Below are 24,751 nucleotides of genomic sequence, written 5' to 3'. Positions count from 1 at the left end.
TTCGGCGGTACGGAGATCAGGGACTGGTGCAGCTGACTCCGCTGGGCGCGGTGGCCCCGTTTCCGGTGGCGGTGAACCCGAACGTGGTCGAGCCGTTCGCGCCGACCGTGCCGTTGTAGTCGGCGTTGCGGACCGACACCGAGCCGGAGGTGCCCGTGTTGACGCCGTTCCAGAGGCTGCTGATCGCCTGGCCGGAGGCCAGGGTCAGGCGTACGGTCCAGCCGTTGAGCGTGGTGGCGCCGTTGTTGGCCACGGTGACCTCGGCCTGGAAGCCGCCCGGCCAGGTGTTCACGGTCCGGTAGGTCGCGGTGCAGGCGCCCGGCTCACCCGGCGGCGGGGTCGTGACCGGCGGCGTCGTGGGCGGTGCGGTGGTGACCGGCGGCGTGGTCGGCGGCACGGAGGTCGGCGGCGCCGTGGTCGGCGGCGTGGTGGACGCGAACTGGCTGAAGAACCGCCAGATCTCCCCCGAGGTCCAGGTCCGGGAGTCGTTCGGGCTGGACGACCCGTCGACCGGGCTGGGGGTGTGGTCGCCGTCGAACGCGGCCCACTGCACCGGGTAGCCCTCGCGGCAGCCGGAGTACGTGGTGGTGATGTGGGTGAGGCTGCCCCGGCTCGGCTCGCGCGGACTCTGCGCGGTGCAGCCGTTGTTCCGGACGAACGTGTCGCGCAGCGAGCGGCCCATGGAGATGTTCAGCACGCTGTCGTAGATGCCGTGGATGCCGAAGTAGGCGACCGGCTGGGTGCCGCCGTTGCAGCCGCTCAGGTTCGCGCCGGAGATGACGGTGACCGCGCGGACGACGTTGGGCCGGGCGCAGGCCACCGCGTAGCTCATCGCCCCGCCGTAGCTCCAGCCGAGCGCGAACCGCTGGGACGTGTCGACGCAGAGGTCGTTCTCGATCTGCCGGGAGATGTCGTCGAACAGCGTCAGGTCCCGGCCGTTGGTGTTGGCCCAGCCGTTGTCGATGCCCTGCGGCGCGACGAAGATCGTGCTGTTGTTCGACAGCGGCAGCAGGCCGTAGTAGCCGGCCGAGGCGACGTTGTTGGCCGAGCCGTTCAGCCAGTGGAACCCGAAGATCAGCCGGTACGGGTGGTTGCGGTCGTACCCGTCCGGGATGCGCAGGATGTAGCTGCGGTTCTGCCCGCCGCTGGAGATGGTGCGCGTTCCGCTGGACAGCGTCGGCGCCTTGCCGCAGCCGGCGGTCGCCGCGAGCGTGCCGTTTGTCGACGCCTGCGCCGTCTCGCCGAGGTCGGCGCTGAGCGCGCCGCCGGCCGCCGCCGCGAGGAGCACGGCCGCGGCGGCGACGGAGGAGAGAAGGGATGTTCGTTTCGCCATTGCTGGACTCCTTGCCCTGGGTGGTGGTGCAGGCCGGGCCGTCCGTCGATGCCGACGTCGCCTGCGAAGAGGGCGCGGAGCCGTGCGTGCGGCTGGGCCGAAGTCGTCCGGTGGCCGCCTGCGTCGGCGTGCATCGGCGGAGCGGCCCGGACTGGTCACCGATCGGCCGGACGGCGAGGGGACCCTCGTGCGCCGTGCCGATTGCGGGGGTGACGGGGAGCGTGCCCTTCGCTCCCGTGCCGGAACATAGCAGGTTATCGATAACATGTTCAACCGGTCGGTTCCGGAGAAGGAGCGGGCCGGCCGCCGGGTGAACGCTCACAGCAGCGCCCGGCGGGGGCGCTGCCGCCTGCTCAGGCGTGGTCGGCCAGGGCCGGCAGGTCGCAGCCGGCGAGGGCGTCCGGCTGGGGAACGCGGGCGAGGTCCGCCTCGGCGAGCCCGAGCCGCCGGTACGCGGTGTGCAGCGCCGCGACCACGGCGCCCAGCGCGCCGGAGAGGTCACCGAGTTCCGCGCCGTGCACTGCCGCCTCGGCGGCCGGCACGATCTCGTGCAGCCGGCCGCGTAGCCGGACCAGGTCGGGTGTGAGCGCGTGGGAGACGCCGCCGCCGAGGACGATCACCTCCGGTTCGTAGGCGACCACCGCCGCGGTGAGGACCACCAGCAGCGCCTGCTCGACGTACTGCTTGACCGGCGCCAGTCGCGGGTCGGCCGAGCGGAACACGTCGGCCGCGTTGTCGAACGACAGGCCGAGTTCGCGGGCGCGGGCGAGGATGCCGGACCCGCTGATGATCCGTTCGAGCGGCGCGCCGAGCGGGCCGGCCGGCAGGTGGCCGAACTCGCCCACCAGGCCGCTGCGGCCCCGGAACAGCCGGCGGTCGATGGCGACGCCGGCGCCGAGTCCGGCCCCGATGGTGAGCATCACCGCTGTCTGCGCGTCCCGGGCGGCGCCGAAGCGCAGCTCCCCGAGCAGCGCGTAGTTGGAGTCGTTGTCGACCTCGACCGCGGCGCCCAGGTGCTTCTCCAGCAGCCGCAGGAACAGCGGGTCCTCCACCTGGGGCAGGTTCGGGGCGTTGGAGACGGCGCGGTCTCCCTGCCGGACGGCGCCGGGCAGGCCCACCGCTACGCAGTCGAGCCGCTCCCGGTCGGCGCCGACGGACCGCATGATCAGGTCGGCCAGCCACTGGGCCAGCCGGGGCGCGTCGTAGTCGGCGGGTGTGGGCACGGTCCGGCCGGTCAGCGGCCGGGCGGCGAGATCGGCGACCACCAGCCGGACGTTGGAGCCGCCGACGTCGACGCCGCAGACCACGCCGCGTCCGGCGGCGATCGCGACCTGGGTCGCCCGGCGGCCCCGGTTGGTGGTGGGTGCGCCGTCGGTCTCGGTCAGCAGCCCCTCGTCGAGCAGCTGTTCCACGATCCGCGACACGGTGGCGGGGGAGAGGTCGGTCTCGTGGCCGATGGCCGTGCGGCTCACCGGGCCGTGGGTCAGCACGTGGGCCAGCACTGTGGACCGGTTCGCCGCCCGTGGTGCTCGAGATTCCACGCCCACCTCCGCCGATTTTCTTTCCGCCCGAATGTTAAAGCCGTGCCGCTGGATGAGCAACCACCCGGACCATGTCGTCTTCCGGCCCGCACCCGGGCGACGGATCCCACTGAATTCCGAGGTGAGGCCGGTGGTGACGGTTGAACCGAGTGGGTCGAATCTCTGACCAGCGCTCTTGACGGACTGTGATGACCGCGATAATACTTTCACCCTGAACGGAAATAGAGGTCGCCGGCCCCAGGGAGGCGGCGCGTGCCCCCGTACGCGCCGTGCCGGTCGCATCGGACCCCCGTGTCAGTCCGGAATCCCGGTTCCGGACCCCGTTGCTGTGAAGGGAAGAGCAATGATTCTCAGCCGTAGACGTGGCGCCGCCCTCGGCGCGCTCTGCGCCCTGGCGCTCATGGTCGGCGCCTGCTCGAACGAGACCTCCGGGAGCGGCGGCGCGTCGAGCGGCCCGCGTACCGAACCCAGCCTGTCGTTCGTCGGCCCCGGCGGCGAGACGCCGACCGCCGCCGACCAGCTCTCGCTGACCGACGAGGAGCGGCAGAAGGTCAAGGACGGCAACTACTCCGCCGCCTTCGTCTGGCACGAGGGCTCCGCGCTGACCAAGGCCGTCGAGTCCGGCGTCCGCAAGGAGTTCGACCAGCTCGGCATCAAGGTGCTCGCCAGCACCAGCGCCGAGTTCGACGCCGCCCGGCAGGCCAACAACGTGCAGACCGTGCTGGCGCTCAAGCCCGACCTGATCGTCACCATCGCCGTCGACCCGACCGCTGCGGCCGCCGCCTTCAAGCCCGCCGTGGACGCCGGCGTCAAGCTCGTCGTGATGACCACCCCGCCGAAGGACTACAAGTCCGGGCAGCAGATCGTCGGCATCGTCACCGCCGACCTGACCGCGTTCGGCAAGGCCAACGCGGAGATGCTCGGCAAGGCGCTCGGCGGCAAGGGCAAGGTCGGCTACGTCTACCACGACGCCGACTTCTGGTTCACCAACCAGCGGGACAAGGCGTTCAAGGACTGGCTGGGCTACCTCTACCCGGACATCGAGATCGTCGAGGAGGCCGGGTTCTCCGACCCGGCGCGCACCGAGGACATCGCCACCGCGATGCTGACCCGTCACGCCGACCTCAAGGGCGTCTACGTCGCCTGGGCCACCGCCGCCGAGGGCGTGCTCGCCGCGACCCGGCAGCAGGGCCGCACCGACGTCAAGATCGTCACGAACGACCTGGAGGCGAACCTCGCCGCCGACATGGTCAAGGGCGGCAACGTCGCCGGCATCGTCGCCAACGGCTCGACCCGGCTCGGCCAGAACCTGGGCGTCGTCGCCGCGTACGGCCTGCTCGGCAAGAAGGCCCCGGAGCTGGTCGTCGGATCGCCGATGGCCGCGACCAAGGACAACATCGCCGACGCCTGGCGCGACGACTACGGCCAGGAGCCCCCGGCCGAGGTGCTCGGCAACTGACGCCGGGCGGCGAGGTCCGGGGCCCGGCCGAACGGGCCCCGGACCTCGCCGGGCGCGGTCCGGCCCACCGCCGGGTCCGCGAGCACCGCGAGACGAGAGGAAGAAGCACATGGGGTACGTCCAGACAGTCCTCGGACCGGTGCCTCCCGAGTCGCTCGGCCGGGTGCTGAGTCACGAGCACCTCGGCGCGCTGGTGCCCGGGCCGTGGCTGTCCGGCGGCGTCGCCGACGACCGCGCGGACCTCGCCGCCGGGGCGGTACGCGACCTGCCCGAGCTGGGCTTCGGCACGATCGTGGACCTGTCCCCGTACGAGGTGGTCGGTCACGACGTGACGCTGCTGCGCGAGGTGGCACTGCGTACCGGCCTGCACGTGGTCGCCGGATCGGCGATCTACCTGGAGCCGTACTCGCCCGGCTGGGCGCTGCGCGCGAGCGTCGACGAGATGCGGGAACGCTTCGTCGCCGACGCCACCGTCGGTGTCGGGGACACCGGGATCAAGGTCGGCATCTTCGGCGAGCAGGCCACCGGGCTGAACGAGATCACCGCGCACGAGGAGAAGTGCCTGCGTGCCGCCGCCCGCGCCGCCGTCGCCACCGGCCTGGCGCTGAACACGCACACCACGCACGGCACCATGGCGCTGGAGCAGGTCGAGATCCTGCGCGAGGAGAAGATGGACCCCTCCCGCGTCGTCATCGGCCACCTGGACATCAACCCGGACCCGGACTACCTGCGGGCGGTGCTGGCCACCGGCGTCAACATCGCCTTCGACACGCTCGGCAAGCAGTTCTGGGACTTCGTGCTCGCCCCGCTGCCGGAGAATCCGCCGGAGGGCGAGTTCGGCAAGCGGGCGTACCACCGGCCCGACCGCGCCCGGCTCGACATGCTCGCCGGGCTGGTCCGCGACGGGTACGCCGACCGGATCCTGCTCTCGATGGACCTGACCGGCGCGGAGGCGTACCTGAACCCGCGTACGCACGGCCGGCTCGGCTACTCCTACCTCGGCCGGGAGATCGTGCCGGGTCTCACCCGCCTCGGTGTGCCGCCGGAGGCGATCGACCAGATGCTGGCGGCCAACCCGGCCCGACTCCTGACGGTCGGCTGATGGCCGCGCATCCGCGTCCGTCCGGCTACGTCGCCGGCGTCGACCTCGGCGGCACCAAGCTGCGGGCCGCGCTGGCCGACCTCGGCGGTCTCGTCGTGAGCGAGCAGGTGCAGCCGACCGACCCCCGGGGCGGCACGGCGGTGGCCGCGCAGATCGACACGCTGCTGCGCCAACTGGCCGCCCGGGCCGGCGTCGACTGGTCCGACGTGCGGGCCAGCGCGATCGGCCTGCCCGGCGTGCCCGACCCGGCGACCGGCGCGATCGAGCTGTCGCCGAACGTCTCCGACCTCGAGGCGCTCGACGTGCGGGCCGAGCTGACCCGCCGCCTGGGGCACCCGGTCGTGCTGGACAACGACGTCAACATGGCCGCCGCCGGGGAGCGGTGGCTGGGCAGCGGGCGTACCCACCGGCACTTCGTGTTCGTGGCGGTCGGCACCGGAGTCGGCATGGGCATCGTGCTGAACGGTGAGCTGGTCCGGGGCGCGCGCGGCGCGGCGGGGGAGATCTCCTACCTGCCGCTGGGAACCGACCCGTTCGACCCGGACAACCAGGTGAAGGGCGCGCTGGAGGAGGCAGTCGCCGGCGCCGCCCTCGCCGCCCGGTACCGGGCGGTGTCCGGCGAGCAGGCGAGCGTGCCCGACGTCTTCGACCGGGCCGCCGCCGGCGATCCGGTCGCGCTGGCGGCCATCGACGAGGAGGCCCGGCTGATCGCCCTGGCGGTCGTCGCGGTCACCGCCGTCCTGGACCCGGAGGCGGTGATCCTGGGCGGCGGCATCGGCTCCCGGACCGAGCTCGTCGAGCCGGTCCGGCGCTGGGTCGCCGCGCTGAGCACGGGCGTTCCGTTGATCAAGACCAGCCTGCTCGGCGACCGGGCCGGCCTGCTCGGCGCCGTCGCGGTGGCCCGCCGGGAGGCCGGCGTCCACGACGGCACGACCACCTCTTTCCAGACAGCGGAGGGACGATAGATGACCCACACCGATGCGGCGGTGAAGACCAGCGCCGCCCCGGCCTGGCGCCGGATCAACTGGCGCGACTACGTGGTCTACATCGGCTTCGCGGTCGTGTTCCTGTTCTTCGCCGTCACCCAGGGCAGCAACGGCTTCCTGACCACGAGCAACCTCACAAACATCGTCATCCAGACCGCGCCCATCACGATCATGGCGGTCGGGCTGGTCTTCGTGCTGGCCGCCGGCGAGATCGACCTGTCGATCGGCTCGGTCGTCGCGCTCTCCGCGCTGGTCGGCGCGGTGACGCTGCGGGAGACCGACAGCATGCTGCTCGGGGTGGCCGCCGGTCTCGCCGCCGGCGCGGCGGTCGGCCTGGTCAACGGCGTCTTCGTCACCCTGGTCCGGCTGCCCTCCTTCCTGGTCACGCTCGCCACCATGGGCGCGGTGGCGGGCCTGGCCCGCGAGGTCACCGGCCTGCAGTCGGTGCCGGTCAGCAACGACGCGTTCCTCTCCTTCTTCGGCCAGGGCGAGATCCTCGGCATCCCCGGGCTGGTGCTCTGGTCGGTGGCGGCGGCGGTGGTGGGGTACCTGGTGCTGCGCCAGACCCGGTACGGCGCGCACACGCTCGCCATCGGCGACAACGTGGCGGCGGCCCGGGTCAGCGGCATCAAGGTGATCCGCGTCAAGATCATGGTGCTGATGGGCAGCGCGATGTGCGCCGCCCTGGCCGGCCTGCTGTACGCCGGACGCCTCCAGGGCGCCCGGTACACCCTCGGCGAGGCCGACCTGATGTCCGTGATCGCCGCCGTGATCGTGGGCGGCACCAGCCTCTTCGGCGGCAAGGGCTCGATCGTCGGCGCGGTGCTGGGCAGCCTGCTGATGGGCATGCTCAACAACGGCCTGATCCTGGCCGGCCTGTCCGTGTCCCAGCAGATGATGGCGCGCGGCGCGATCATCCTGGTGGCCGTCTCCCTCTCGCTGCGCGAGCGGCGAAGCTGACCCGGAAGGAAGCAACCGCATGTTTCTGGACCTGCTGCGACGCCGCAATCCGGGCCTGCTCGCCGCCGCCGCGCACCTGCACGACAGCGGTGACCTGCCGGCGAACTCCTACGCGTTGGACCTCGACACGGTCGCGGCGAACGCCGCCGCCATCCGCCGCGAGGCCGACCGCTTCGGTCTGTCGGTCTACGCGATGACCAAGCAGGTCGGGCGCAACCCCGACTTCTGCCGGACGGTCCGCGACGCGGGCATCACCGAGGCGGTCGGCGTCGACCTCCAGTGCGCGCTCGCCGACCGGCACGGCGGGCTCGGCATCGGTCACCTCGGTCACCTGGTGCAGATCCCCCGGCACGAGGCGGCGGTCGCCGCCGCGCTCGCGCCCGCGTACTGGACGGTCTTCAACGACGCCAAGGCCGCCGAGGCGGCGGGCGCGAGCGCGGCGGCCGGGCGGGAGCAGGCGCTGCTCGCCCGGATCGCCGCGCCCGGCGACCGCTTCTACCGGGGCCACGAGGGCGGCTGGGCGGCCGACGAGATCGTCGCGGTCGCCGACCGGCTCGACGCCCTTCCCGGCGCCCGGTTCGCGGGTGTCACCAGCTTCCCGACCCAGTTGTTCGACACGGCCGCCGGACGGGTCGTGCCGACGCCCAACCTCGGCACCCTGCGACGCGCTGCCGCCGCGCTGCGCGCCGCCGGGCGGTCGCACGTCGAGATCAACGCCCCGGGTACGACGTCGACGGCGATCCTGGCCACGCTGGCCGAGGCGGGCGTGACGCAGGTCGAGCCCGGCCACGGGCTCACCGGCACGACGCCCTGGCACGCGGTGACCGACCTGGTCGAGGAGCCCGCCGTGCTCTACGTCAGCGAGGTGTCGCACCTGTGGGACGGTCGGGCGTACGTCTTCGGTGGCGGCCTCTACGTCGACCCGGTGCTCGGCCTGGGCGGCACCCGGGCGCTGATCGTGCCCCGGGGCGGTGGTCTCGACGACGCCTACCTGGTCGACGTGGAGATGCCCGCGCCGGAGGCGATCGACTACTACGCGATGGCCGACGTCAGCGCGGCGCCGGGGTGCGCCCCGGGTGACACGGTCCTGTTCGGCTTCCGGCCGCAGGCGTTCGTCACCCGGGCGCTGACCGCCGGCGTGACCGGCATCCGGTCCGGCGCGCCGGCCGTGGCCGGGGTGTACGCCGCCGACGGCTCGGCGCCGATCAGGTTGGAGGACACCGCCGCGGGCGACGGCCCCGGCATCCAGGCGGCTCGCCGCGCAGGGAGGGCATGATGAGCACCGTCACCCACAAGGACGACGCGACCCGGGCGGGCGCCCCGGCGCTGCGGTTGCGCGGCATCCGCAAGCAGTTCGGCGGCGTCGTGGCGATCGAGCGCTTCGACCTGGAACTGGCCGCCGGGGAGATCACCGCCCTGGTCGGCGACAACGGCGCCGGCAAGTCCACCCTCGTGAAGATCATCTCCGGCGTGTACCAGCCGACCGAGGGTGAGCTGGAGATGCACGGGCGGCCGGTGACGTTCCGGGACGCCTCCGACGCCCGCCGGCAGGGGGTCGAGGTGGTCTACCAGGACCTGGCCCTGGCCGACTCGCAGCCGGTCTACATGAACATGTTCCTGGGCCGGGAACTCACCCGTGGCCCGCTGCGCCTGCTCGACCGGCGCCGGATGGCCCGGGAGACCCAGGATCTGGTGGACGCGCTGGACGTACGCATCCCCAGCGCGAAGGCGACGATCCGGGACCTGTCCGGCGGCCAGCGGCAGGCGGTGGCGATCTGCCGCGCCACCCACTGGGCCAGCGGCCTGGTGCTGATGGACGAGCCGACAGCGGCGCTGGGCGTGGCCGAGACCGCCAAGGTGGAGGAGCTGATCCTGAAGCTGCGGGAGCGGGGCGCCGCCGTGCTCGTTGTCAGCCACAACCTGGACCAGGTGTTCCGGATCGCGGACCGGGTGGCGGTGCTGCGCCGGGGACGCCAGGTCGGCGTCCGCGGCATCACCGGGACCAGCCGCAACGAGATCGTCTCGATGATCACCGGCGCCTCCGAGGAGACCGCCCGCCCCTGAACCGCGCGGCCGGCCGCGCGCACGATGACCCCGGGTGTCCCTCCCGGGGTCATCGGCGTTCCGCGTCCGGTTCGCGGGGCGGCACTCCATGATCAACGCCGATGGCGGACGGCTCGTGCGTAACGGTCGTGTGAACTTGTGTGAACGCGGCTTCGTGCGTTGTCTCGCAGTTCGGGAGCGTTATCAAGCCGAGTCCATGAGGGCTCAGTGAACGCCGTTCACCCTATTGTTCACTGCTGCTAAATCCGGTAGAACTCCTGATAGGTCCGCTGCTCGGGCCATCTGCCTCGTGCTTCTAGGAGGACTTCTCATGGCTCGTTCACCCCGTCCGGGCGCCTCCTCGCCCGCGCTCTCCCGCCGCGGCGTCCTGCAGCTTGGGGGTGGCGTCGCGCTCCTGCTCGCCACCAGCGCCTGCGCCGCGGACAGCGGCAACAAGTCCACCGACGGCAAGTCCGGCGGCGCCGCCGCCAAGACGCTGCGCATCGCCGTCTCCAGCTACCTGTCGAGCTGGGACCAGGACTTCGTCGGCTTCGACCTGACCGCGCTGATGCTCTACAAGAACGTCTTCCCATACCTGATCGACTACGGCGTCACCAACGCCGGCGGCAGCCAGATCCTCGACACCCAGAACATCACCCCCACGTTCGCCGAGTCCTTCGAGCCCGACGCCGAACAGAAGGTGTGGACGCTCAAGCTGCGCCGCGGCGTGAAGTTCGCCAGCGGCAACGAGATGAAGGCCGCGGACGTGAAGTGGTCGAAGGACCGCGCGTTCGCCGCCCAGGCCAACGTCGCCGGCGTCTACCGCACCATCGGCCTGACCAGCGCCGACCAGGTCAAGGTCGTCGACGACTACACGGTGGAGTTCCACCAGGCCTTCCCCAGCGCGCTCACCCGGCAGATCCAGGCGATCTCGCTGTACGTCTTCGACTCGGTCGAGGCGAAGAAGCGCGCCAGCTCCAGCGACCCCTGGGCCAAGGAGTGGTTCGCGAAGAACCCGCCGACCGGCGGCTACTTCAACGTTGCCAAGGCCACCCAGGGCCAGGAGATCGAACTCAGCGCGAACACCGACTACCCGGGCCCGGACCCGGCCAAGACGCCGACCATCCGGATCTCGGTCGTGCCGGCCGCGTCCAACCAGCGGCTGCAGCTGCAGGCCGGCGACATCGACATCGCGCTGGGCATCAGCCAGCGCGACATCCAGGACCTCAAGAAGGCCCCGGGCATCAAGGTCATCTCGGCCGCCAGCAACCGCCAGGTCGCGATCCAGATGTCGGTGACCGCCGCGCCGTTCAACGACGTGAACGTGCGCAAGGCGCTCGCGTACGCGGTGCCCTACGAGCAGATCATCAACAACGTGTACGGCGGCGACGCCCGCGCGGCCAAGAGCCCGGTCCCGCTGGACATGCCCGGCTACGACGAGAGCGGCTACCCGTTCACCTACGACCTGGACAAGGCGAAGGCCGCCATGGCCGCCGCCGGCCGGTCGTCGCTCGACTCCGAGCTGGTCTTCGAGGCCGACAACGAGGAGCAGCAGAAGATCGCCGTCCAGGTGCAGAGCGAGGCGGCGAAGGCGGGCATCCGGCTCAAGCTGACCCCGCTGGACCCGGCCACCCTGGGTGAGCGGCGGACCAAGAAGAACATCCCGCTGCAGATCACCTCCGGGCAGCTCTGGGTGGACGACGTCGAGTACATGCTGGCGACGAGCTTCGTCAAGGGCGCCAACCTCAACTACTCCAACTACAGCAACCCGGAGATCGAGCAGATCTACGAGAAGTCGCACACCACCGTCGACACGGCCGCCCGCAACGCGCTCTGGAAGCGGGTCCAGGAGATCCTCGCCGCCGACGTGCCGTGGGTGGTCATCTGCCAGCCCAACTTCAACCTGCCCGTCCGGGAGTCCGTCGCCGGCTGGGTGCAGCCGATGGACGGCCTCGCCCGCCTGCGCTACCTGAGCGCGTCGGCCTAGGAACGTCAACCGCCCATGCGAATCTTCCGCTTCGTCGTCAGGCGACTGCTCCAGCTGATCCCCGTTCTGCTCGGAGTGGTCGTCCTGGCGTTCCTCCTGGTCCGGGTGCTGCCGGGCGACCCCGTCCGCAGCATCCTGGGGCAGAACGCCACCGAGGAGGACGCCGCCGCCGCCCGGGCCCGCTTCGGGCTGGACCAGTCGCTGTGGCAGCAGTTCCTCGACTACCTCAGGGGACTGGTCACCGGTGACTTCGGGACCTCCATCCAGAGCGGCAACTCCGTGGGATCGGAGATGGCGCTCCGGGTGGGGCCCACCCTGGAACTCGTCGTCATCGCCGTGAGCATCGCGCTCGTCGTGGCGACGGTCCTGGGCATCTGGTCGGCCAAACGGGCCAACCGGGTCGGTGACCACAGCGTGCGGATGTTCGCCCTGGTCGGCAACTCGATCCCCGAGTTCTGGCTCGGCCTGGTGCTGGTGCTGGTCGGCTACAGCATCCTCGGCTGGTTCCCGGCGCCGAACGGGCGGGTCGACCCGGACACGAACCTGACCCCGCTCACCGGGGCCGATCTCGTCGACGCCGTGCTCACCGCCAACGGCCCGGCGATCGCCTCCGCCGCGGCGTACCTGGTGCTGCCCGTGCTGACCCTGGTGGTCGGCGTGGTCGCGCCGCTGCTGCGCAGCGTCCGGGCCTCCGCGCTGGAGGTGCTGCACTCGGAGTCGTACGCCGCGGCGAAGGCGCACGGGCTGCGCGACCGCACGCTGCACTACGGCTACCTGCTGCGGGCGACGCTGGTCCGGCTGCCGTCACTGGCGGCGCTGGTCTTCGGCACGGCGATCGGCTCCACCGTGCTCGTCGAGTACGTGTACTCGTGGCAGGGCTTCGGCCAGTGGGCCCTGCGCGGCCTGCTCTACCGGGACTACCCGGTGGTTCAGGCGTCGGTGCTGGTCATCGCGTTGTGCTACGTGCTGGTGTTCCTCATCGCCGACGTGGTCCACGCGATCCTCGACCCGAGAGTGAGGCTCTGATGGCCGAGTTGCGCGCCGCCGTCAGCGGCGACTCCGCACAGACGCCGGTGGTCGTCGCCGGCGGCGACCGGGACAGCCGGTTCGCCCGCCGCATGATCATCGTCGGTGCGACCATCCTGTCGGTGGTGGCGCTGGTGGCGGTGTTCGCGCCGCTGCTGAGCCCGTGGGGCGAGACCGAGATCGACCAGGCGAACACCCTGGTGGCGCCGGGCGGCAACCACCTGCTCGGCACCGACGGCAACGGCATGGACATCTGGAGCCGGGTGCTCTACGCCGCCCGGCTCGACCTGGGCATCGCCCTGGCCGCGGTGGCGCTCGCGGTGGTCGTGGGCACGCTGCTCGGCCTGGTCGCCGGCTACTTCGGCGGCTGGCTCGACGACGTGCTGATGCGGGTGGTCGACATCTTCCAGTCGTTCCCCACGTTCATCCTGGCGCTGGCGGTCGCCGCCCTGCTCGGCAACGGCACGATCAACCTGATCATCACGATCGCGGCGGTGAACGCGCCGGCGTACGCCCGGCTGGTCCGCGCCGAGGTGCGGTCGCTGCGGGAACTGCCGTTCGTGGACGCCGCCATCACCTCCGGGGCGTCGCCGGTGGGCGTGCTCTGGCGGCACCTGCTGCCCAACAGCCTCACCCCGGTCCGGGTGATCGCGCCGCTGAACTGCGGCTGGGCGATGCTCACCCTGGCCGGGCTCTCCTTCCTCGGCCTGGGCGTGAGCATCCCCGAGGCGGAGTGGGGGGCCATGATCAGCCTGGGCGCCGCGGACGTGGTCGGTGGCCGCTGGTGGACCTCCGTCCCACCCGGCCTGGCCCTGTTCGTCTGCGTCCTCGGGTTCAGCCTGCTCGGCGAAGGCCTGCAGGACCGCGCCAACGCGAAGCGGCGGTGACCATGCTGTCGATCGAGAACCTCTCGGTGACCATCCGGCGACCCGGCCGGCAGGTGGCCGCGCTCAGCGGCGTCACCTTCGCGGTACGCCCCGGTGAGGTCGTCGGCCTGGTCGGGGAGAGCGGCGGCGGCAAGAGCATGGTGGCCCGCGCCATCGTCGGGCTGCTGCCCGGCGGCTCGCACGCCACCGGCCGGGTGCTGTGCGGCGACTCGGACGTGCTGCGCATGGACGACGCCGCGCTCGCCGCCCACCGCGGACGCGGGGTGGCGATCTGCTTCCAGAACCCGCGCGGCGCGCTCAGCCCCACCCGCACCATCGGCAAGCAGCTCGTCGACCGGCTCGCCACGCACCAGGACATGTCCGGCGACCGGGCCCGGGAGGCGGCGCGCGAGCTGTTCGAGGCGGTCGGGATCCGCAGCCCGCAGCGGCGGCTCGACGCGTACGCCCACGAGCTGTCCGGCGGCATGGCCCAGCGGGTGATGATCTCGCTGGCCACCGGCTGCGCGCCGGACCTGCTGATCGCCGACGAGCCGACCACCGGCCTGGACGTGACGCTGACCCGGGAGATCCTGCGCCAGTTCCGGCACGCCGCCGACACCGACGGCCGGGGCGTGCTGCTGATCTCCCACGACCTCGCCTCGATCGCCGAGGTCTGCGACCGGGTGGTGGTGCTCTACGCCGGCACGGTGGTGGAGAGCGGCCCGGCCGCGCAGGTGCTGCGGGAGCCCGCGCACCCGTACACCCGGGCGCTGCTGCGGTCGGTGCCGGACGTCGGCGGCCGGCCGGTCGTCGCCACCCCCGGCGCCATGCCCCTGCTCACCGAGGCGCCGGAGAACTGCCCGTTCGTCGCCCGCTGCGCGCACGCCGACCGCACCTGCTCGTCCCGGCGGCCCGGCACCCAGCCGATCCCCGGCGGCCGCGAATGGTCGCTGGCCTGCTTCCACCCGCAGACCCGGCCGCTCGACGCCGACCTGCCGTCCACGTCGCACACACCGGACGCGGGCGACGCCCAGCCGGCGGCTGCGGACCCGAAGCCCGCCGTGCTGGAGATCGAGGACGCCCACGTCGTCTACCGCAGCCGGTTCGGCTCCGGCGGTCACCACGCGCTGCGTGGCGTCACGCTGCGGCTCGCACCGGGTGAGACGCTGGGCGTGGTGGGCGAGAGCGGCTGCGGCAAGAGCACCCTCGCGAAGCTCGTCATGGGCCTGGTCGCGCCCACCTCCGGCACCGTCACCGTCGCCGGACAGGCCCTGGTCAAGCAGCCGGGCCGGCCGCGCCCGCGCGGCCGGGCGCTGCGCCGGGCCCGGACCCGCGCCCAGCTGGTGTTCCAGGACCCGATCGGCTCGCTGAGCCCGCGCCGTCCCGTCGGCGACTCCATCGCCGAGCCGCTGCGCGCCGCGGGCCTGTCCCCGGCCCAGCGGGAGGAGCGCGTCACCGCCGTGCTGGACCGGATGGAGCTGGACCGCTCGATCCTGCAGCGGTACCCGCACGAGCTGTCCGGCGGCCAGGCCCAGCGCATCGGCATCGCCCGCGCCCTGGTCGGCGAGCCGGACCTGATCGTCTTCGACGAGCCGACCTCGGCCCTGGACGTCACCGTCCAGGCGCAGATCCTCGACGTGATCGCCGACGTGGCCGCCGACGCCGACCGCGCCTCGGTGTTCATCTCCCACGACCTGGCCACGGTGCGCGGTTTCGCCGACCGCGTCGTGGTGCTCTACCTCGGCCGGGTGGTCGAGGAGGGTCCGGTGGACGTCGTCTTCGACACGCCCCGGCACCCGTACACCCGCGCGCTGCTGGGCAGCGCCCCCCGCCTCGGCGGGACGGCCGGGTCCGACGGCGAGGCCGTCGAGCTGGTCAAGGACCTGGAGGAAGCCGACGCCGCAACCGGGTGCCCGTTGGCCGCCCGGTGCCCGTTCGTCACCGACCGGTGCCGATCGGAGCAGCAGGAGCTTCAGTCGTACGGCGAGAGCCGGGCCGCCTGCTGGCGCGTTCCCGAGCTTCCCGCCCTCATCGGAAGGCAGGCTGTCACGCCATGACCCGTCGCCCCATCCGGCTCGCCGTCGACATCGGCGGGACCTTCGTGGACGCCATGGAACTCGACACGCGCACCAACCGGGTCCGCTTCCGCAAGGCGGCGACGACCCCGGCCCGGCCCGCGGACGGTGTCCTCAACGCGATCAGCGCGCTCGGCACCGACCTGTCCGAGGTGGAGCTGTTCATCCACGGCACCACGCTCGGCCTCAACGCGGTGCTGGAGCGTCGCGGTGGCCGTACCGGAATCATCACCAACGAGGGCTTCCGGGACATCTTCCTGATCGGGCGCGGCAACGTGCCGTCCGACCACATGTACGACTTCCAGTACCAGCGGCCGGAGAGCCTGGTGCAGCGCCGCTTCACCGCCGGGGTGCGGGGCCGGCTCGACTACCGCGGCCGGGTGGTGGAGCCGCTGGACCCGGACAGCGTCCGGGCGGCCGCGCGCACGCTCGTGGTGGACCAGCAGGTCACCTCGATCGCCATCTGCTTCCTGCACTCGTTCCTCGACCCGAGCCACGAGCGGGAGGCCGCGCGCCTCATCCACGAGGAGTTCCCCGAGGTCAGCCTGTCGCTGTCGACGGACATCGTGCGCGAGTACCGGGAGTACGAGCGGACCAGCACCACGGTGCTGGAGGCGTACATCCGGCCGATCTTCGAGCGGTACGTCGACGAGCTGGAGTCCGGCCTGGCCGAGCGCGGCTTCGCCGGGCGCTTCCTGATCATGCGGTCCGGCGGCGGCTCGATGACCAGCGCGGTCGCCAAGACCGCCCCCACGCACACCGTGCTGTCCGGCCCGGCCGGCGGCATCGTCGGCGCCGCGTACGTCGCCTCCGAGCTGGGCCGGGACAACGTGCTCACGTTCGACATCGGCGGCACCTCGCTGGACGCCTGCGTGATCGAGCGCGGCAACCCGGTCGCCGCGTACGAGGCCCAGCTGGAGCACTTCCCGCTGCTCATCCCCACGTACGACATCCGCACCATCGGCGCCGGCGGCGGCTCGATCGCCTGGCTCGACCACGGCCTGCTCAAGGTCGGCCCGCAGAGCGCCGGCGCCGACCCCGGCCCGGTCTGCTACGGCCGGGGCGGCACCAAGCCGACGGTCACCGACGCCGCTGTGGTGCTCGGCTACATGGACCCGGAGCGCTTCCTCGCCGGCACCATGGGCCTGCGCGACGCCGAGGCGCGCGCCGCAATTCAGGAGCAACTCGCCGAGCCGCTCGGCCTCACCGTGGAGAACGCGGCCGCCGGCGTGTTCGACGTGCTGCTGGCCCGCACCGTCGGCGCGGTCCGCCAGATCACCGTCGAGCGGGGTCACGACCCCCGGCAGTTCGCGCTGCTCGCGTTCGGCGGCGCCGGGCCGCTGCTGGCCCCGCTGCTGGCCCGCGAGATGGGCATCGGCGAGGTCATCGTGCCGTTCGCGCCGTCCGGCTTCTCCGCCTGGGGCATGCTCTCCGCCGACATCGTCAACGACTTCAGCCGTACCGTGATGGCCACGCTCGACGACGCCGACCTGGCGGAGCTGGAGCAGCTGTTCAAGGCCGTCGAGGCCGAGGCGGTCGCGTCGCTGGTGGCGCAGGGCGTGCCGGCCGGCGAGGCGGTGCTGGAGCGGCAGTTCGAGCTGCGCTACCTGGGCCAGGAGCACAGCCTGATGGTCACCGTCGGGCGCGAGCTGGACCGCGACGCGATCCGCGCCGCGTTCGACGAGACGCACCGCGCCCGGTACGGCCACACCATGGGCAACCCGCTGCAGATCCTCAACCTGCGGGTGCGCGGCATCGGGCGCACCGACCGGCCCGAGCTGCAGACCCTGCCGCGCGGCGACGGCGACCCGTCGCAGGCGCTGCTGACGCACCGCGACGCCTACGACTTCGGGCAGCACGCGGTGGTGCCGTTCGCGGTCTACGACCGGGCCCGCCTGGAGCCGGGCGACACCTTCGACGGACCGGCGCTGATCGACGAGGGCACCTCCACCACTGTGGTGCCCAGCGGCCAGCGGGTCACCGTCGACGACCACGGATACCTGCTCGTCACCCTGGAGGAAGCCGCATGACCACGCTGGACGGAGCCCAGGTCGAGGTCGTCCGCAGCTATCTGCTGTCGGCCGCGGAGGAGATGCGGGCCACCCTCATCCGTACCTCGTTCAACCCGGTCATCTACGAGGTGCACGACTTCGGCCTGTCGATGTACGACGCCGACCTGCGGCTGGTCGCCGAGGCCACCGGATTGACGTTCTTCCTCGGCGCGAACGACTTCTCGCTGCGCAAGGGCGTGGAGTACGTGGGCCGGGAGAACCTGCACCGCGGCGACGTGGTGCTGCTGAACTACCCGTACTGGAACGCGGCGCACGCGTACGACGCGACGCTGTTCGCCCCGGTGTTCCGGCCGGACGAGGCGGACCCGGACGCGGACGGCGACCTGGTCGGCTTCCTCTGCGTCCGCGCGCACTGGATGGACCTGGGCGCCAAGGACCCGGGCTACGTGCTCGACTCGACCGACATGCACCAGGAGGGGCTGATCTTCCCGGGCACCAAGGTCGTGTCCCGGGGCGAGCCGGTGCGCGAGATCCACGAGCTGATCCGCTTCAACTCGCGGATGCCCGACGCGGTGCTCGGTGACCTGCACGCGCAGATCGCCGCGCTGCGCACCGGCGAGCGCCGGATGCTGGAGATCATCGAGAAGTTCGGCCGGGACACCGTGGACCAGGCGATCGACCGGATCATCGCCGACGGTGAGGCCCGCGCCCGCGCGGCGCTGGCGACGCTGCCGCAGGGCACCTGGACCGCCGAGGACTGGGTGGACGACGACGGCATCACCGACGACCCGGTGAAGATGCGCGTCACCGTCACCATCGACGACGGGCGCTTCATCGTCGACTTCGCCGGCTCGGCCCCGGCCACCCGCGGCCCGATCAACATGCCGTTCGGCGCGACCGAGGCGATCTGCAAGGTCGTGCTGAAGTCGCTGACGTCGCGGGACGAGCCGTCGAACGCCGGCACCGTGGCGCCGCTTGAGGTGCGGGCCGAGCCGGGCAGCCTGTTCCACGCCGTCTACCCGCAGCCCACGTTCACGCTCTGGACCGGCATCGTCGCGGTGGAGCTGATCCTCAAGGCGCTGGCCCAGGGCATGCCGGACCTGCTGCCCGCCTCCTCCGGCGGCGACGTGCCCGGCTTCATGATGGTCGGCCTGCACCCGGACACCGGGAAGATGTTCGCGGTCAGCAACAACGACCTGGTGGGCTGGGGCGGCACCGCGACGCACGACGGCATGGACGCCGCCACGCACGTCTCCGGCAGCACCGGCCGGGGTACCCCGATCGAGGTCATGGAGGCCAAGACCGGGATGTTCTTCGAGCGCTGGGAGATCCGCGCCGACTCCGGTGGCGCGGGCCGGTTCCGGGGCGGCTGCGGCCTGCGCCGCGACATCCGGTTCGTGACGCCCGGTGAGTTCCTGACCGTGATCAAGAAGACCAAGAGCGCGCCGTGGGCGCTGGCCGGCGGCGAGCAGCCGGAGCCGAACCAGGTGGTCGTCTTCCCGGGCACCGACCGCGAGCACCGGGTGAGCACCAAGCGCACCGTGGTGGCCGCGGGCGACCGGGTCACGCTGCTGACCGCCGGTGGCGGCGGGCACGGCGACCCGCGCAGCCGCGACCCGGAGGCGGTACGGCGGGACGTGGCCGAGGGCTACGTCTCCCGGGAGGCGGCCCGGGACGTCTACGGAGTGGACGTCGATGGGTGAGCCGACGGTCGACGGGGCAACCGTCGAGGTCGTCCGCAGCCATCTCGTCTCGGCCGCCGAGGAGATGCGGGCCGCGCTCGTGCGCACCGCGTTCAACCCGGTGATCTACGAGGTGTACGACTTCGGCATCTCCATCTACGACCGGCAGCTGCGGCTGGTCGCGGAGTCCACGGGGCTGTCCCGCTTCCTCGGCGCCAACGACTACTCGCTGCGCAAGGGCGTGGAGTACGTCGGCCGGGAGAACCTGCGCCGCGGCGACGTGGTGCTGCTGAACTACCCGTACTGGAACGCGGCGCACACGTACGACGCGACGATGTTCGCGCCGGTCGTCCTGCCGGACAGCGAGGAGCTGATCGGTTTCCTGTGCATCCGGGCGCACTGGATGGACCTGGGCGCCAAGGACCCCGGGTACGTGCTCGACTCCACGGACATGCACCAGGAGGGGATCATCTTCCCCGGCACGAAGGTGTACGACCGGGGCGAGCCGGTGCGCGAGATCCTCGAGCTGATCCGCTTCAACTCGCGGATGCCGGAACTGGTCATCGGTGACCTCAACGCGCAGATCGCCGCGCTGCGTACCGGCGAGCGGCGGGTGACCGAGCTGTACCGCGACTACGGCCCCGCAGTGGTCGACGCGGTGATCGACCGGGTGATCGACGTCGCCGCGCAGCGCGCCGGGGAGGCGGTGGCCGCGCTGCCGCAGGGCAGCTGGACCGCCGAGGACTGGCTCGACGACGACGGCGTCAGCGACGACCCGATCCTCATGCGGGTCACCGTCACCGTCGCCGACGGCGAGTTCACAGTGGACTTCACCGGCTCGTCGCCGGCGGTGCCCGGACCGGTGAACCTGCCGCTGGGCGCCACCATCGCCACCTGCCGGGTCGCGTTCAAGGGCGTCACCACGCCGCACGAGCAGACCAACGCCGGGCACTTCGAGCCCCTTCGGGTACGCGCCGAGCCCGGCACGCTGTTCCACGCGCAGTACCCGGCCGCCACGTTCACCCAGTGGACCGGCACCGTCGCACTGGAGCTGATCCTCAAGGCGCTGGCCCAGGGCATGCCGGACCGGCTGGCCGCCTCCTCCGGCGGCGACGTGCCCGGGTTCATGATGGTCGGCCGGCACCCGGACACCGGCGACATGTTCGCGGTCAGCAACAACGACCCGGTCGGCTGGGGCGGCACGCCCCGGCACGACGGGATCGGGCCGGCGAACCACCTGTGCCAGACCCAGGCGCGCAACACGCCCGTCGAGGTGCTGGAGTCGAAGACGGGAATGTTCTTCGAGCGGGTGGAGATCCGTACCGACTCCGGTGGCGCGGGCCGGTTCCGGGGCGGCTGCGGCCTGCGGCGGGACATCCGGTTCGTGACGCCCGGCGAGTTCCTGACGGTGATCAAGAAGACGAAGAGCGCGCCGTGGGCGCTGGCCGGCGGCGCACAGCCGGAGCCGAACCAGGTGATCGTCTTCCCGGGCACGGACCGGGAGCACCGGGTGAGCACACGGCGTACCGCGGTGGCGGTGGGGGATCGGGTGACGTTGCTGACCGCCGGTGGCGGCGGGCACGGCGACCCGGGGAGTCGGGATCCGGAGGCGGTGCGACGGGACGTGGCCGAGGGCTACGTCTCCGCGCGGGCCGCCCGAGACGTTTATGGAGTGATCGCGTGAGTGCCGCCTATTCGCCCGAGCAGCCGAGCACGCTGCTCGGCAACTGCACAGTGCTCGACGCCCGCGTGGTGGACGGCATGGCGCCGGTGACCGGCGCCGGGGTGTGGGTCCGGGGTGACCGGATCGCCGCCGTCGGGCCGTACGCCGAGGTGGCCGAGCAGGCGCGGGCCGCCGGCCGGCTGACCGAGGTGGACCTCGACGGTGCCTACGTGACGCCCGGCCTGGTCAACATGCACACCCACTTCTCGTTGTCGCTGCCCGGCTCCGCCGGCGAGGGCGTCAAGGGGATGGGCGCGTACGACCTCGCCCACTACATGGCCGACGGGGCGCGGCGCACGCTGCACTCCGGCGTGACCACCGTGCGCTGCGTCGCGGAGAAGGACCACGCGGACTTCGCGCTGCGGCGGGCGATCAACGCCGGGCGGGTCCCCGGTCCGCGCATCTACACCGCGGGCCGGGCGCTGGTGTGCACCGGCGGGCACGGGCACGAGAGCAACGACACGCTCGAGTGCGACGGCCCGGTGGGCTTCCGCCACGGCGTGCGCAGCCAGATCAAGGCCGGCGCGGACCTGATCAAGGTGATGATCTCGGGCGGCATCGCCGGTGAGCACGAGAGCATCCACACGCCCCAGTTGTTCGCCGACGAGATGACGGCGGTGATCGAGACGGCGCACGCGTGGGGCCGCAAGGTGACCGCGCACGCCGGGCCCGCCGACGTGATCGGCGCGGCGGTCGAGCTGGGACTGGACTGCGTGGAGCACGGCTACCAGCTCACCCCGCAGGTCGCGGCGCGGATGGCCGAGCGCGGCACGGCGCTCGTGCCGACGCTGCTGGTGACCCGCTGCAAGGAGTTCTTCGACGAGCTGGGCGTGCCGGAGTGGATGCAGTGCCGCTCGCTCGGCGCCGGCCCCCGGCACCTGGAGAGCTTCGACATGGCGATCGCCGCCGGGGTGGAGGTCCTGCTCGGCAGCGACATGCCCCCGTTCTGGGAGTTCGAGGGCACCACCGCCTCGATCCGGGAGCTGGAGTACATGTCCGAGCGGATCGGCGCCGCCCGGGCCATCCACGCCGGCACGCTCGGCCCGATCCGGTGGCTCGGCGCGGAGTCCGACCTCGGCACCGTCGAGGTCGGCAAGCTGGCCGACCTGATCGCGACGGACGCCGACCCGCTGGCCGACACCTCGGCCTTCCGGGACGTGCGGTGGGTGATGAAGGGCGGGCAGATCGCCCGCGACGACCGCAACCAGGAGGAGACGCGATGACCTTCGCGCAGGCAGGCGCGGCGGAGATCGCCGCCGGCATCGACGACATGTACGACGCGTTCCTCGCCGGGGACCAGCAGCGGTTCGACACGCACCTGGACCCCGAGGTGACCACCTGGGAGACGCACCTGCCGGGACCGCTGCGGACCCGGGCCGAGCTGGACGAGTACCGCGCCCAGCGGGACGCCGCCGGTCAGCGGCCCCAGCTGGCGGTGCTCGCCGCGCGGGGCAAGCGCATCGACGTGTGGGACGACTTCGGCGTGGCCCGGTACGAGCTGGTCGCGCAGCTCGGCCCGGACGACGAGCCGGAGATCACCCGGGTCACCGATGTGGTGCGCCGGGTCGACGGCCGCTGGGTGATCGTGCACCACCACGCCGAGCTGGTCCGGGAACCGGTGGGCGCGGCATGATCCGGCGGCTGGTCGCCGAGCGGACCGGTGAGCCGGCGGACGTGCTGTCGGTCGCCGAGCTGCCCGACGACCCGCCGCCCGGCCCCGGCCAGGTGCGGCTCGCCGTCCGTACGGTCGGGTTGAACTTCCTGGACGTCATGCTCTGCCGGGGCGAGTACCCGGTGCGTCCGGACCCGCCGATGACGCCGGGGGTGGAGGCGGCCGGGCGGGTCGTCGCCGCCGGCGACGGGGCCGGGCACCTGCTGGGTCAGGAGGTGCTCGCCTGCCCGGCGCTGCCGCGCGGCGCGCTCGGCACCACGGTGACAGTGGACGCCGCGGTCGTGGTGCCGCGGCCGTCCACCGTCGACCCGGTCACCGCGGCGGCGTTGCCGGTCACCTACCAGACCGCGTGGTTCGCGCTGGAGCGGGCGGGCGTCACCGCCGGGCAGACAGTGCTGGTGCACGCCGGCGCGGGCGGTGTCGGCATCTCCGTCATCCAGCTCGCGGTCGCCCGCGGCGCCCGGGTCCTCGCCACCGCCGGCGGCCCGGTCAAGACGGCGATCTGCCGCGACCAGGGCGCCGAGGTGGCGATCGACTACACGGCGGAGGACTTCGTGGCCGCCGTGCGGGAGGCCACCGGCGGGCGGGGCGTGGACGTCGTGGTGGACCCGGTGGGCGGCGACGTGTTCGCCCGCTCCTGGGAGTGCCTCGCCTTCGAGGGCCGCCTGGTCGCGGTGGGCGCTGCCGGTGGCGCGCCGCCGCCCGTCGATCCGCTGCGGCTGATGGCGGCGAACGCGACGCTGGTGGGCCTGTCCTGGGGCTCGCAGTACCCGTGGCAGCGCCCGTCCGCGGTCGAGGCCGCCTACCAGGAACTGTTCGACATGTGCGCCTCCGGCGCGGTCCGGCCGCCGGTCAGCCGCGTCGTGTCGCTGGACGAGACGCCCGCGGCGCTCACCGAGCTGGCCGAACGCCGGACCACCGGCAAGATCATCGTACGGATCGACGAAGGGGAGGGGCCGTGAGCGACACCGCCGACGGCGACATGGAGATCTACGACCTGAAGGTGACAGTCGACCGGATCGAGGGCCGGTCGGTGTGCGGCATGGCCGTGGGCGACTCCTTCGAGCTGACCAACAGCGCCCACCTGCGGCTGCCCGAGGGCAAGCACTTCTGCGTGTACGCGCTCGCGTCCGTGCTGCCCTTCCTCGCCGCCAAGCAGCGTGACCTGGCGCCGGGGGACTGGCTGGCCCAGGACTCCCACTTCATCTGCCCCGACCCGGAGGAGCGGCTCGTCATGAAGGTGGAACGGACCTGCCGGCGCACGATGAACTCGGCGGACCTGACATGACCGTCGAGATCGGACTCGGCCTGCAGAGCGACAAGCCGGCCGGCGCGTACGCCCGGCTGGCCCGCGCCGCCGAGGCGCACGGCTTCGACGTGCTCACCGTCTTCGGCGACCTGATGTACCAGCCGCCGATCTTCCCGCTGCTGGAGATGGCGCAGGCGACCGAACGGGTACGCCTCGGCGCGGCCTGCCTGAACCCGTACTCGATGGCCCCGTACGAGATCGCCGGTCAGCTCGCCGCCCTGGACCTGGCCTCGCACGGGCGGGCCTACCTCGGCCTGGCCCGGGGGACCTGGCTGGGTTCGGTCGGCCTGCCGCAGCCGCGGCCGCTGACCACCATCGAGGAGGCCGTCCAGGTCGTCTACCGCCTGCTGCGCGGCGACCGCAGCGGCTTCACCGGAAAGGTCTTCTCGCTGGAGGCCGGCACCGCGCTGCGCTACGACGTGCAGCGGCCCGACCCGCCGCTGCTCCTGGGCGCGTGGGGTCCGCAGGGCGCGGCGCTGGCCGGCCGGATCGCCGACGAGATCAAGGTGGGCGGCAGCGCCAACCCGGACATGGTCCCGGTGATCCGCGAGCGGCTGCGGACCGGCGCGGAGAAGGCCGGGCGCGACGTGGCGGACGTCGGCATCGTGCTCGGCGCGGTGACGGTCGTCGACACCGACGGCGCGGCCGCCCGCGCCAAGGCCCGTACCGAGGTGGCCATGTACCTGGCCGTGGTGGCGGAGCTGGATCCGACCGTCGTGCTCCCCGACGACCTGGTGAAGCGCGTCGGCGACCTGGTCGACGCGGGCGAGGACGAGGCGGCGGGCCGGTTGATCCCGGACGACGTGCTGGACCGGTTCGCCTTCTCCGGCACCCCGGAGCAGGTCGCCGCGCAGGCCCAGGCGCTCATCGACGCGGGCGTGCGCCGGGTCGAGTTCGGTACGCCGCACGGCCTGACCGACGAGCGCGGCGTGGACCTGCTCGGCTCCGCCGTCCTGCCCCTGCTGCGCAGGTGAG

20 protein-coding genes are annotated in these 24,751 nt (G+C 72.5%); 18 read left to right on the top strand and 2 right to left on the bottom strand.

The features are described from left to right. Positions 1-16: 16 nt before the first annotated feature. The gene (locus MCBG_RS09920; RefSeq protein WP_043325212.1) at positions 17-1,333 is read right to left on the bottom strand and encodes a CE1 family esterase; all 1,317 of its coding nucleotides are present in this window, start codon (positions 1,331-1,333) and stop codon (positions 17-19) included. 353 nt (positions 1,334-1,686) lie between these two features. After that, positions 1,687-2,874 (bottom strand): ROK family transcriptional regulator, encoded by a 1,188-nt coding sequence (locus MCBG_RS09915; RefSeq protein ID WP_043330408.1) that lies wholly within the window; start codon positions 2,872-2,874, stop codon positions 1,687-1,689. A gap of 343 nt (positions 2,875-3,217) precedes the next feature. On the opposite strand from MCBG_RS09915, the gene MCBG_RS09910 reads away from it, so the two are divergent. The 18 genes from MCBG_RS09910 to MCBG_RS09825 all read left to right on the top strand — a co-directional run bounded on the left by MCBG_RS09910 (position 3,218) and on the right by MCBG_RS09825 (position 24,750). Beyond that, the gene (locus MCBG_RS09910) at positions 3,218-4,333 is read left to right on the top strand and encodes a substrate-binding domain-containing protein (protein WP_043325211.1); all 1,116 of its coding nucleotides are present in this window, start codon (positions 3,218-3,220) and stop codon (positions 4,331-4,333) included. 109 nt (positions 4,334-4,442) lie between these two features. Then, the gene (locus tag MCBG_RS09905) at positions 4,443-5,435 is read left to right on the top strand and encodes a phosphotriesterase family protein (RefSeq protein WP_043325210.1); all 993 of its coding nucleotides are present in this window, start codon (positions 4,443-4,445) and stop codon (positions 5,433-5,435) included. Continuing rightward, the gene (locus MCBG_RS09900) at positions 5,435-6,400 is read left to right on the top strand and encodes an ROK family protein (protein ID WP_043325209.1); all 966 of its coding nucleotides are present in this window, start codon (positions 5,435-5,437) and stop codon (positions 6,398-6,400) included. The genes MCBG_RS09905 and MCBG_RS09900 overlap by 1 nt, the downstream gene beginning before the upstream one ends. Further along, the gene (locus MCBG_RS09895) at positions 6,401-7,381 is read left to right on the top strand and encodes an ABC transporter permease (protein WP_030499606.1); all 981 of its coding nucleotides are present in this window, start codon (positions 6,401-6,403) and stop codon (positions 7,379-7,381) included. A 19-nt stretch (positions 7,382-7,400) separates the two neighbouring features. Then, the gene (locus MCBG_RS09890) at positions 7,401-8,657 is read left to right on the top strand and encodes an alanine racemase (RefSeq protein ID WP_043325208.1); all 1,257 of its coding nucleotides are present in this window, start codon (positions 7,401-7,403) and stop codon (positions 8,655-8,657) included. Beyond that, the gene (locus MCBG_RS09885) at positions 8,657-9,445 is read left to right on the top strand and encodes an ATP-binding cassette domain-containing protein (protein ID WP_043325207.1); all 789 of its coding nucleotides are present in this window, start codon (positions 8,657-8,659) and stop codon (positions 9,443-9,445) included. Before MCBG_RS09890 ends, MCBG_RS09885 begins: the two co-directional genes overlap by 1 nt. A gap of 310 nt (positions 9,446-9,755) precedes the next feature. Then, positions 9,756-11,411, top strand: a complete 1,656-nt coding sequence (locus tag MCBG_RS09880) for an ABC transporter substrate-binding protein (protein ID WP_043325206.1) — start codon at positions 9,756-9,758, stop codon at positions 11,409-11,411. Positions 11,412-11,426: 15 nt separating this feature from the next. After that, positions 11,427-12,437 (top strand): ABC transporter permease, encoded by a 1,011-nt coding sequence (locus tag MCBG_RS09875; protein ID WP_043325205.1) that lies wholly within the window; start codon positions 11,427-11,429, stop codon positions 12,435-12,437. Continuing rightward, positions 12,437-13,324 (top strand): ABC transporter permease, encoded by an 888-nt coding sequence (locus tag MCBG_RS09870; protein ID WP_043325204.1) that lies wholly within the window; start codon positions 12,437-12,439, stop codon positions 13,322-13,324. The genes MCBG_RS09875 and MCBG_RS09870 overlap by 1 nt, the downstream gene beginning before the upstream one ends. 2 nt (positions 13,325-13,326) lie before the next feature. Then, positions 13,327-15,360 carry an ABC transporter ATP-binding protein gene (locus tag MCBG_RS09865; protein WP_043330407.1) on the top strand — a complete coding sequence of 678 codons (2,034 nt, stop codon included), beginning with the start codon at positions 13,327-13,329 and terminating at the stop codon, positions 15,358-15,360. After that, a complete protein-coding gene (locus MCBG_RS09860; protein ID WP_043325203.1) occupies positions 15,357-17,408 on the top strand; it encodes a hydantoinase/oxoprolinase family protein in 2,052 nt (683 codons plus the stop codon). The genes MCBG_RS09865 and MCBG_RS09860 overlap by 4 nt, the downstream gene beginning before the upstream one ends. Continuing rightward, positions 17,405-19,093: a hydantoinase B/oxoprolinase family protein gene (locus MCBG_RS09855; protein WP_043325202.1), complete on the top strand. Its 1,689-nt coding sequence runs from the start codon at positions 17,405-17,407 to the stop codon at positions 19,091-19,093. Before MCBG_RS09860 ends, MCBG_RS09855 begins: the two co-directional genes overlap by 4 nt. Next, entirely contained in the window at positions 19,086-20,756 is a 1,671-nt protein-coding gene (locus tag MCBG_RS09850; protein ID WP_043325201.1) for a hydantoinase B/oxoprolinase family protein, read from the top strand. The genes MCBG_RS09855 and MCBG_RS09850 overlap by 8 nt, the downstream gene beginning before the upstream one ends. Continuing rightward, positions 20,753-22,018, top strand: coding sequence for an amidohydrolase family protein (locus MCBG_RS09845; RefSeq protein WP_043325200.1), 1,266 nt, complete (start codon positions 20,753-20,755; stop codon positions 22,016-22,018). Before MCBG_RS09850 ends, MCBG_RS09845 begins: the two co-directional genes overlap by 4 nt. Further along, positions 22,015-22,428 (top strand): nuclear transport factor 2 family protein, encoded by a 414-nt coding sequence (locus MCBG_RS09840; RefSeq protein ID WP_043325199.1) that lies wholly within the window; start codon positions 22,015-22,017, stop codon positions 22,426-22,428. Before MCBG_RS09845 ends, MCBG_RS09840 begins: the two co-directional genes overlap by 4 nt. Next, complete coding sequence (locus MCBG_RS09835; protein WP_043325198.1) at positions 22,425-23,429, top strand: NADPH:quinone oxidoreductase family protein; 1,005 nt, start codon at positions 22,425-22,427, stop codon at positions 23,427-23,429. Before MCBG_RS09840 ends, MCBG_RS09835 begins: the two co-directional genes overlap by 4 nt. Next, the gene (locus MCBG_RS09830) at positions 23,426-23,755 is read left to right on the top strand and encodes a TIGR04076 family protein (protein WP_043325197.1); all 330 of its coding nucleotides are present in this window, start codon (positions 23,426-23,428) and stop codon (positions 23,753-23,755) included. The genes MCBG_RS09835 and MCBG_RS09830 overlap by 4 nt, the downstream gene beginning before the upstream one ends. Continuing rightward, a complete protein-coding gene (locus tag MCBG_RS09825) occupies positions 23,752-24,750 on the top strand; it encodes an LLM class flavin-dependent oxidoreductase (protein ID WP_043325196.1) in 999 nt (332 codons plus the stop codon). The genes MCBG_RS09830 and MCBG_RS09825 overlap by 4 nt, the downstream gene beginning before the upstream one ends. Position 24,751: the final 1 nt, after the last annotated feature.

Source organism: Micromonospora sp. M42 (assembly GCF_000568915.1).
Lineage (GTDB): Bacteria > Actinomycetota > Actinomycetes > Mycobacteriales > Micromonosporaceae > Micromonospora > Micromonospora chalcea.
This window is presented reverse-complemented; position numbering and strand designations above follow the sequence as displayed.